Raw genomic sequence first — 10,230 nt, forward strand, 5'->3', positions numbered from 1 at the left:
CTGGAACCGGTGCGGGTGTCGGCGCGGGGCGCGGCACCCACCCGGGAGCATGGCCCGCATGCCCTGCCCCTGGGTGCGCAGGGGCAGGGCGCTTCTGCGAGAATCTGTGCCATGAACGCGCTCAACGTGGCTGAATACACGCACACCCTCGGATCCCAGGCCAAGGCCGCCTCCGCCCTCATGGCGCGCGCGCCTGCGGCCGTCAAGAACAAGGCACTTCGGTCCCTGGCGCGCCTGCTGCGCGAACACACCGCCGCACTGCAGGTGGACAACGCCCGCGACCTCGAACGTGCCCGCGCCGCCGGCCTGGCCGAACCGCTGGTCGACCGCCTGAAACTCACGCCCAAGGTGCTCGACACCTGCGCCGAAGGCTGCGAACAGCTGGCCGCCATGGCCGACGTGATCGGCGAGATCATCGGCATGAAGCAGCAGCCCAGCGGCATCCGCGTGGGGCAGATGCGCGTGCCCATCGGCGTGTTCGGCATGATCTACGAGAGCCGCCCCAACGTGACCATCGAGGCCGCCAGCCTCTCCATCAAGAGCGGCAATGCCTGCATTTTGCGTGGCGGCTCGGAGGCCATCGACTCCAACAAGGCGCTGGCGCGCCTGGTGCAGCTGGCGCTGGCCGAGGCCGGCCTGCCGCAGGACGCGGTGCAGCTGGTGCAGACCACCGACCGCGAGGCCGTGGGCCAGCTCATCGCCATGCCGCAGTTCGTGGACGTGATCATCCCGCGCGGTGGCAAGGGCCTGATCGAGCGGATCAGCCGCGATGCCAAGGTGCCCGTCATCAAGCACCTGGACGGCAATTGCCACACCTACGTGGACGACCCCTGCGACGTGGCCATGGCCGTCAAGGTGGCCGACAACGCCAAGACGCAGAAGTACAGCCCCTGCAATGCCAGCGAAGGCCTGCTGGTCGCGCGCGGCGTGGCGCCCGAGTTCCTGCCGTTGATTGGCGCTGTGTACGCCGCCAAGGGTGTGGAGATGCGCGTCTGCCCCGAGAGCCGCACCCTGCTGGCCTCGGTGGCTGGCGCCAGGCTGGTCGATGCCACCGAGCAGGACTGGTCCGAGGAATACCTGGCGCCCATCATCAGCATCAAGGTGGTGGAGGGTGTGGACGAAGCCATCGCGCACATCAACCACTATTCGTCGCACCATACCGACGCCATCCTGACCACCAACCATGTGCACGCCCAGCGCTTCCTGCGCGAGGTGGATTCGGCCAGTGTGATGGTCAACACCAGCACCCGCTTTGCCGATGGCTTCGAGTTCGGCCTGGGCGCCGAGATCGGCATCAGCACCGACAAGTTCCATGCCCGTGGCCCCGTGGGCATTGAGGGCCTGACCTCGCTCAAGTACGTGGTGCTGGGCGAAGGCGAGGTGCGCGGCTGATGCCCCTTCCCGACTGCCGCTTGCGGCAGCCGGCTTGACGCGCCCGCCGCCTGTACCCATCATCCTCCCGTGAAAATCATCATCCTGGGTGCCGGCCGTGTCGGCCACAGCGTGGCCGAGAGCCTGGTCTCCGAGCGCAACGACATCACCGTCATCGACACCGATGGCGAGCGCCTGCGCGACCTGGAGTCGCGTTTCGACCTGCGTGGCGTGGCGGGCAACGGCATCGACCCGGCCGTGCTGGCCGAGGCCGGCGCGCACGACACCGACCTGCTGATCGCCTGTGCCGCGCAGGACGAGACCAACCTTGTGTGCTGCAAGATCGCGCAGATCGTGTTCAATATCCCCACGCGCATCGCGCGCGTGCGCTCCTCGGGGTTCGACAACGACGAGCGGCTGGTGGGCCCCGAGGGTTTTGCGGTGGACCGCATCATTTGCCCCGAAGAATCGCTCACCCGCTACATCGGCAAGCTCATCGAGTACCCCGAGGCCATGCAGGTGCGCGAGTTCGCGGGCGGCCGGGCCTGCCTGGCCTCGGTGCGCGCGCGGACCGGGGCGCCCATGGTGGGCCACACCATTGCCGAACTGCGTGCCGGCGCACCCGACGTGGCGGTACGCATCGTGGCCATCTACCGGCGCTTTCCCGACGAGCCCGACCGCTTCGTGGCCTGCGACGGCAACACGCGCATCGAGCCTGGCGACGAGGTGTTCGTGCTCGCGGCCAGCGAGCACATCGCGCACGTGCTCGCCGCATTGCACCGACGCGGGGCGACGGCCGTGCAGCCTGTGCGCCGCATCATGATCGCCGGCGGCGGGCGCGTGGGCCTGCGGCTGGCGCGCCAGCTGGCGAAACAGGCCGGGCGCTTTCGCGTGAAAATTGTCGAAGGCGACATGCAGCGCTGTACCGAGCTGGCGTCCCTGCTGCCTTCGGACACGCTGGTGCTGCAGGGCGACGCCACTGACGAGGACCTGCTGGGCGACGAGAACATCGAAGAGATCGACCTCTTCCTGGCGCTCACCGACGATGATGAGAACAACATCATGTCCTGCCTGTTGGCCAAGCGCATGGGGGCTCGCCGGGTGCTGGCGCTGATCAACCGGCGCAGCTACGCCGACCTGATGCATGGCACGCAGATCGACATTGCGCTGTCGCCCGCGCAGGCCATGCTTGGCGAGCTGCTGGCCTATGTGCGCCAAGGCGATGTGCAGGCCGTGCACAGCCTGCGCCGGGGCGTGGCCGAGGCGCTGGAGATCGTCGCCCGTGGCGACCGCAAGAGCTCGCGCGTGGTGGGCCGCAAGGTCAGCGAACTGCAGTTGCCCGGCGAGGTGCACATGGGCCTCATCGTGCGCGGCCTGCCCGATTCGACCGATGTCTCGCCCGAGGACCTGCGCGAGCCTCAGGTCATCATTCCGCGCAGCTCCACGGTGATCGAGAGCAACGACCACGTGGTGTTCTTCCTGCCGCACAAGCGGCTGGTGCGCGAGGTGGAAAAGCTGTTCCGTGTGAGCGCCACCTTTTTCTGAACGCCATGGTGGACCTGTTTCCCGTCCTGCGCGTGCTGGGCATCCTGGCCATGATCTTCTCGCTGACCATGGGGCTGCCGCTGGCCGTCTCGCTGTGGACGCGCGATGGCATCTGGCAGGTGTATCCACAGGCCATGGGCGCCACCTTCATGGCCGGCGCCTGGCTCTGGTGGCGCCTGCGCCACTTTCGCCATGAGCTGCAGCCGCGCCACGGGGTCATGCTGGTGTCGCTGGTCTGGATGCTGCTGCCACTGGCCGCAGCCCTGCCGCTGATGCTGGCGGGGCACTACATCGGGCGCCCCATGTCGTTCACGCACGCCTATTTCGAGGCCGTGTCGGGCCTGACCACGAGCGGCTCCACGGTGCTCAGCGGGCTCGACACGCTGCCGGTGTCAGTCAACGTTTGGCGCACCTTCCTGCAGTGGGTGGGGGGCATGGGCATCCTGATCCTGGCGGTGGCCGTATTGCCCCTGCTGGGCGTAGGCGGCAGCCAGCTGTTCAAGGCCGAGGCCGCCGGCCCGCTCAAGGATGCCAAGCTCACGCCGCGCATGACCGGCACGGCCAAGGGCCTGTGGGGGGTGTATGCGCTGTTCTCCGTGTCCTGCGGCCTGGCCTACTGGCTCGCCGGCATGGCGCCGCTGGATGCGCTGATGCACATGTTCACCACGGTGAGCCTGGGCGGCCTGTCTTCTTACGATGCCAGCTTCGGGCACTTCCAGTCGCCGCTGCTCGAAGCGATCTGCATCTTCTTCATGCTGGTTGCCAGCTGCAACTTCGCGCTGTACTTCGTGGCCTTTCGCAAGGGGCACTGGCGCGGCTTCTGGACGGATCCGGAGCTGCGTGCCACGCTGTTCGCGCTGACCGGCGGCGGGCTGGTGGTGTCACTGCTGCTCTGGGCCAAGGGGGTGTACGCGCCGCTCGATGCCTTGCGCCACGGCATGTTCAACACGATCTCGCTGGCCACCACCACCGGCTATGCCACGGTGGACTATCTGGCCTGGCCGGTGTTTGCCCCTGTGCTCATGCTGCTGCTGTCGGGCGTGGCCACCAGCGCGGGATCGACCGGCGGCGGGATCAAGATGGTGCGCATGCTCATCCTGGTCAAGCAGGCACGCCGCGAGATGAACCGCCTGGTGCATCCGCGCGCCGTGCAGCCGGTGTGCCTGGGCGGCGGCGTGGTGGACAACCGCGTGATCTTCTCCGTGCTGGCCTTCATGCTGGTGTACGGCGGCACGGTCTTCGGGCTGAGCATGCTGCTGCTGCTGACCGACCTGGACCCGGTGACCGCGTTTTCGGCGGTGCTGGCCAGCGTCAACTGCGCGGGGCCGGGCCTGGGCGGCGTGGGGCCGGCAGCGAATTTCGCGGTGCTCACCGACTTCCAGATCTGGGTCTGCACCTTTGCCATGCTGCTCGGGCGGCTCGAAATCCTGAGTTTCATGGCGCTGCTGACCCCGTCGTTCTGGCGGCGCTGAAAGAAAGCGGGCCCGGGCTTGCGAAGAACCGGTCACGCCCCAACCCTACAATGGATTGCAATCGTTACCGTCTCCTCTGAGGGCTCCCCATGGTTCCGCATCTCATCACGGCCCTTACCGGGCCGATCAACGAACTCGAGCAGCGCGTGCTCGACTCCATGCCCGCCATCGAGCGCTGGTTCCGGCTGGAGTGGATGGAGCACACCCCGCCGTTCTACACCTCGGTGGACATCCGCAATGCCGGCTTCAAGCTGGCCCCGGTCGATACCAACCTGTTTCCCGGCGGCTGGAACAACCTGACCAAGGAGATGCTGCCGCTGGCCGTGCAGGCTGCCATGGCCGCCATCGAGAAGATCTGCCCCGAGGCGCGCAACCTGCTGATCATTCCCGAGAACCACACGCGCAACACCTTTTACCTGTCGAACGTGGTGCAGCTGCAGCGCATCTTCAACATGGCCGGCCTCAACGTGCGCGTGGGCTCCATCAGCCCCGAGATCAAGAAGCCCACCCTGATCGAGCTGCCCAATGGCGACACGGTGACGCTGGAGCCCGTGGTGCGCACCAAGCGCCGCCTGGGGCTCAAGGACTTCGACCCCTGCACCATCCTGCTGAACAATGACCTCACTGCAGGCGCGCCGGGAATTCTGGAAGACATCCACGAGCAGTACCTGCTCCCGCCTTTGCATGCCGGCTGGAGCGTGCGCAAGAAGAGCACCCACTTCAAGAACTACGAAGAGGTGGCCAAGCGCTTCGGCAAGATGCTGGGCATCGACCCCTGGCTGGTGAATCCCATGTTCAGCCAGTGCGGTGACGTGGACTTCTCCGAAGGCGCCGGCATGGAGAACCTGCAGACGCACGTGGATGCGCTGCTGACCAAGGTGCGCCGCAAGTACAAGGAATACGGCATCAACGAGAAGCCGTTCGTGATCGTCAAGGCCAACAACGGCACCTACGGCATGGGCATCATGACTGTGCGTGACGCCAAGGAGCTGGACGCGATCAACCGCAAGACGCGCAACAAGATGGCCGTCATCAAGGACGGCCAGGTGGTCAACGACGTGATCATTCAGGAAGGCGTGCTCACCCAGGAGCGGGTGAACGACGCCGTGGCCGAGCCCGTGGTCTACATGATGGACCGCTACGTGGTGGGTGGTTTCTACCGCATGCATGCCGAGCGCGGCATCGACGAGAACCTGAACGCGCCGGGCGCCAGCTTCGTGCCCCTGGCCTTCGAGCACAGCACGCACATGCCCCAGCCGGGCATGCGCCCCGGGGTGAGCGCGCCGAACCGCTTTTACATGTATGGCGTGGTTGCGCGCCTGGCGATGCTGGCCGCCAGCTATGAACTGGAAGCCACCAACCCGGACGCCGAAGTCTACGACTGAGGTTTTCTCTCTAAAGACGACGACCCAAAGCCGCAGGACACCCGCCTGCCACGTCTGTCCGCAAGGCGCCAGAGGGCAGTTGCTGCGCTGCAACATGCCCCGGGCTGGTGCACCGCTGCACCAGCGCAGGAGCACAATAGCGTTCCCAAAAGTAACGGAACCCCGGCAGCCACGTGTGCCGGGCGCGGTCAGTGCAAAGCTCCAAATCCTCGCTCGCAGCGCTCACGCTGGGCGCCATCGGTGTTGTCTACGGTGATATCGGCACCAGTGTGCTGTATGCGCTCAAGGAAGTGTTCGGGTCCGGCCATGTGCCTTTTACCCAGGACAACATCTACGGCATCCTGTCCATCCTCTTCTGGACCCTGACGGTCATCGTCTCCCTGAAGTACGTGGTGCTGGTGCTGCGCGCCGACAACAACGGCGAAGGCGGTCTGATCGCCATGCTGGCCCTGGCCTCCCAGGCGGTGAAGGACAAACCCCGTCTGCGCAGCGTGCTGCTGGGGGTGGGCATCTTCGGCACCTCGCTGTTCTATGGCGATGGGGTCATCACCCCGGCGATCTCGGTGCTCTCGGCGGTAGAGGGGCTGGAGGTGGTCTCGCCGCACTTCAAGCAGTACGTGATCCCGCTGACCCTTGTGGTGCTGTTCTGCCTGTTCATGGTGCAAAAGCGCGGCACGAGCGGCATCGGCAAGTTCTTCGGGCCCATCACGCTGGTCTGGTTTTCGACCCTGGCGGTCCTGGGCGTATCCCACATCGTCACCCACCCCGAGATCCTCTGGGCCATGAGCCCGCACTATGCGCTGGGCTTCATGCTCGCCAACCCGGGCACCAGCTTCATCATCCTGGGCGCCGTGGTGCTGTGCGTGACCGGGGCCGAGGCCTTGTACGCCGACCTGGGGCACTTCGGAAAGCGGCCTATCCGCCTGGCCTGGTTCTGCGTGGCCATGCCGGCACTCGTACTCAACTACTTCGGTCAGGGCGCGCTGTTGCTGGCCCAGCCCGAGGCAGTGAAAAATCCATTCTTCATGATGGCGCCCGACTGGGCGCTGCTGCCTCTGGTGGTGCTGGCTACACTGGCCACGGTGATTGCCTCGCAGGCGCTGATCACCGGCGCCTTCAGCGTGACCAAGCAGGCCATTCAGCTCGGTTACCTGCCGCGCCTGAACATCCAGCACACCAGCGTGCGCGACACGGGGCAGATCTACATCCCCCTCGTGAACTGGGGCCTGTTCGTGGCCATCGTGCTGGCCGTGGTGATGTTCCGCTCGTCGAGCAACCTTGCCGCCGCCTACGGCATCGCCGTGACGCTGGACATGCTGATCACCACCACGCTGACCTTCTTCGTGATCCGCTATGGCTGGGGTTACCCCTTGGCACTGTGCGTGGCCGCCACGGGCTGCTTCTTCGTGGTGGATCTGGCCTTCTTTGCCTCCAACATGCTCAAGTTGTTCGCGGGTGGCTGGTTCCCGCTCATGATCGGGGGCGTCGTCTTCACGCTGATGATGACCTGGAAGCAAGGGCGCCATCTGGTCAACGACAAGCTGCGCGCCGATGCCCTCGACCTCAAGGACTTCCTGGAGTCGGTGTTCATCAGCCCGCCCACGCGCGTGGAAGGCACTGCGGTGTTCCTCACGGCCGAGACGGGCGTCGTGCCCAATGCTTTGCTGCACAACCTCAAGCACAACAAGGTGCTGCACGAGCAGAACCTGTTCGTGACGGTCAAGAGCCACGAGGTCCCCTGGATCGGCATGGACAAGCGCCTGCAGGTGGATGCCCTGGGCCACGATTGCTGGCAGGTGGTGGTGCACTACGGCTTCAAGAACGACCCCGACCTGCCGCGCGCCCTGGAGCAACTGCGCGGGCGCGGCTGTGGCATGGAGCCCATGACCACGAGCTATTTTCTCTCGCGCGACACCGTCGTGCCCACCATCGGCAGCGGCATGGCCCCCTGGCGCGAAAAGCTCTTCGCCCAGATGCACCACAACGCCAGCGGTGCGGCGGACTTCCTGCACCTGCCCAACAACGCGGTGGTGGAGCTGGGCTCGAAAATCGAGATCTGACGCTTCCCAGGGGTGGTGCCTCTTGGGGCGGATAGCCCCCGCCGCGCACCGTTTCGGTGCGCGATGCAGAATCCAGCCCATGCAATTTTTCAAAGACCTGAGCCTTTCGGCTTTCACCGCAGGCTTTGTCGCCGTGCTCGTGGGCTTCACCAGCTCGGTGGCCATCGTGTTCCAGGCCGCGCAGGCCTTCCACGCCACGCCGGGGCAGGTCACCTCCTGGATATGGGCACTGGGCCTGGGCATGGGGCTGTGCTCCCTGGTGCCCTCGCTGGTGTTGCGCATGCCGGTCATGATCGCGTGGTCCACGCCTGGCGCTGCCGTGCTGGCCACGGCAGGGCTGGCCGGTCGCTTCGGCATGGCCGAGGCCATCGGTGCCTTCATTGTCAGCGCCGCGCTGATCACGCTGTGCGGAGTCACCGGCTGGTTCGAGCGCATCATGAACCGCATCCCCATGGAGATCGCGGCCGGGCTGCTGGCCGGTGTGTTGGCGCGCTTCGGCATCCAGGCATTCACCGCCGCGCAGACGGCGCTGCCCCTGGTGCTGCTGATGCTGGCCACCTACCTGCTCGGTCGCCGGCTGCTGCCGCGCTATGCCGTGGTGCTCACGCTGGCCGTGGGCATTGCCTGGGTGGCCTTGCGCGGGCAGATGGCCTGGTCCGCCGTACACCTCTCGTTGGCCGCGCCGGTGTGGACCACGCCAGAGTTCAGCCTGGCGGCCACCGTGAGCCTGGCCATCCCGCTGTTCGTGGTGACCATGGCCTCGCAGAACCTGCCGGGCGTGGCGGTCATCCGCGCCTCGGGCTATCCGCTGCCGATCTCGCGCCTGCTCACGCTCACAGGGCTGGGCACATTGGTGCTCGCGCCGTTTGGCGCCTTTGCCCTGAATTTCAGCGCCATCACCGCAGCCATGTGCATGGGGCCCGAGGCGCATGAAGACCGCGCACGCCGCTACACGGCCGCCGTGTCCTGCGGCGCCATCTATGTGGTGATCGGGCTGTTCGGCGCGGTCATCACGGGCTTGCTCACCGCGTTCCCTTCCGAACTGGTGGTGGCCATCGCCGGGCTGGCCCTGCTGGGCACCATCGGCAATGGCCTGGCCACGGCGTTGCGCGAAGAGGGGCACCGCGAAGCGGCGCTCATCACCTTCCTGGTCACGCTCAGCGGCGTGGTGGTGGCGGGTGTGGGATCGGCCTTCTGGGGCGTGGTCGCAGGCAGCCTTGCGCTATTTGTGCAACAGTACGGGCGTTCGCGCCCCCAAGGCGGCTGACGGCTTCCTCTTATATGGAGCCCGTCCCGGCCCTGGGGACGCACGCCTTCTTCACACCCATCCACGCCCCGCCCATGCAAATCCTCTTCATTGCCGACCCGCTGGCCAGTTTCAAGATCTACAAGGACACCACCTTCGCCATGATGCGCGAGGCCCAGCGCCGGGGCCACACCATCACGGTGTGCGGCCCGCAGGACGTGAGCTGGGTGCGCGGCGGCAAGGTGACGGCGCGCGTGCGCGACATCGTGCTCACCGGCCACCCGCAAGACTGGTACACCGAGCAGCCCGTGCGCAGCGCCGTGCTGGCCGACTTCGGCGCGGTGCTGATGCGCAAGGACCCGCCGTTCGACAGCGAATACTTCTATGCCACGCACATGCTGGAGCAGGCCGAGCGCGATGGCGCCCGCGTGTTCAACAAGCCCCGGGCGCTGCGCGACCACCCGGAAAAGCTGGCGATCATGGAGTTTCCGCAGTTCATCGGCCCCACCCTGGTCACGCGCGACCCGGCGGACATCCGCAGCTTCCACGCCGAGCACAAGGACATCATTCTGAAGCCCCTGGACGGCATGGGCGGCATGGGCATCTTCCGCGTGGGGCCGGACGGCATGAACCTGGGCAGCATCATCGAGACACTGAACAAGGACGGCCGCGAGAGCGTGATGGTGCAGAAATTCCTGCCCCAGATCTCCGAAGGCGACAAGCGCGTGCTGGTCATCGGCGGCAAGCCCGTGCCGTTCTGCCTGGCGCGCATTCCCCAGGGCACCGAAGTGCGTGGCAACCTGGCGGCCGGCGGCAAGGGTGTGGCCCGCCCCCTGTCCGAGCGCGACTGGGAGATCGGCAACGCCCTGGGCCCCATCCTGCAGGAGCGCGGTCTGCTGCTGGCCGGCGTGGACGTGATCGGTGACTGCGTCACCGAGATCAACGTCACCAGTCCCACCTGCTTCCAGGAGATCTTCGACCAGACCGGCTGCGACGTGGCTGCCTTGTTCATCGATGCGCTGGAGGCGGCGCTGGCTGCCCTGCCCGCGCGATAAGTCGCCAACTTTGCCGGCAGCCCAAAAACTCATGCTATAGTCGAGGGCTTCGCTACCAAGACCACTGATCTTCAGTTGGTCGGTCAGCAGAAGGTA

Annotated in this window: 7 protein-coding genes; all 7 read left to right on the plus strand. The window is 66.3% G+C overall.

The genetic code is table 11. The annotated features are described in order from the left end of the window. The first annotated feature begins 111 nt into the window (after window positions 1-111). The 7 genes from QYL93_RS15820 to gshB all read left to right on the plus strand — a co-directional run bounded on the left by QYL93_RS15820 (window position 112) and on the right by gshB (window position 10,134). A complete protein-coding gene (locus tag QYL93_RS15820; RefSeq protein ID WP_305744529.1) occupies window positions 112-1,392 on the plus strand; it encodes a glutamate-5-semialdehyde dehydrogenase in 1,281 nt (426 codons plus the stop codon). A gap of 69 nt (window positions 1,393-1,461) precedes the next feature. Then, a complete protein-coding gene (trkA, locus tag QYL93_RS15825) occupies window positions 1,462-2,916 on the plus strand; it encodes a Trk system potassium transporter TrkA (RefSeq protein WP_305744530.1) in 1,455 nt (484 codons plus the stop codon). 5 nt (window positions 2,917-2,921) lie between these two features. Then, window positions 2,922-4,388: a TrkH family potassium uptake protein gene (locus QYL93_RS15830; protein ID WP_305744531.1), complete on the plus strand. Its 1,467-nt coding sequence runs from the start codon at window positions 2,922-2,924 to the stop codon at window positions 4,386-4,388. An 89-nt stretch (window positions 4,389-4,477) separates the two neighbouring features. Further along, window positions 4,478-5,773: a glutamate--cysteine ligase gene (gene gshA / locus QYL93_RS15835; protein ID WP_057205271.1), complete on the plus strand. Its 1,296-nt coding sequence runs from the start codon at window positions 4,478-4,480 to the stop codon at window positions 5,771-5,773. A gap of 191 nt (window positions 5,774-5,964) precedes the next feature. Further along, entirely contained in the window at window positions 5,965-7,833 is a 1,869-nt protein-coding gene (locus tag QYL93_RS15840; RefSeq protein WP_305744532.1) for a potassium transporter Kup, read from the plus strand. 79 nt (window positions 7,834-7,912) lie between these two features. Further along, a complete protein-coding gene (locus QYL93_RS15845; RefSeq protein WP_305744533.1) occupies window positions 7,913-9,100 on the plus strand; it encodes a benzoate/H(+) symporter BenE family transporter in 1,188 nt (395 codons plus the stop codon). 74 nt (window positions 9,101-9,174) lie between these two features. Beyond that, on the plus strand, window positions 9,175-10,134 hold the full coding sequence (gshB, locus tag QYL93_RS15850) for a glutathione synthase (protein WP_305744534.1): 960 nt from the start codon (window positions 9,175-9,177) through the stop codon (window positions 10,132-10,134). Window positions 10,135-10,230: the final 96 nt, after the last annotated feature.

The sequence above is a fragment of the Acidovorax sp. A1169 genome (assembly GCF_030704685.1).
Classification (GTDB): domain Bacteria; phylum Pseudomonadota; class Gammaproteobacteria; order Burkholderiales; family Burkholderiaceae_C; genus Acidovorax.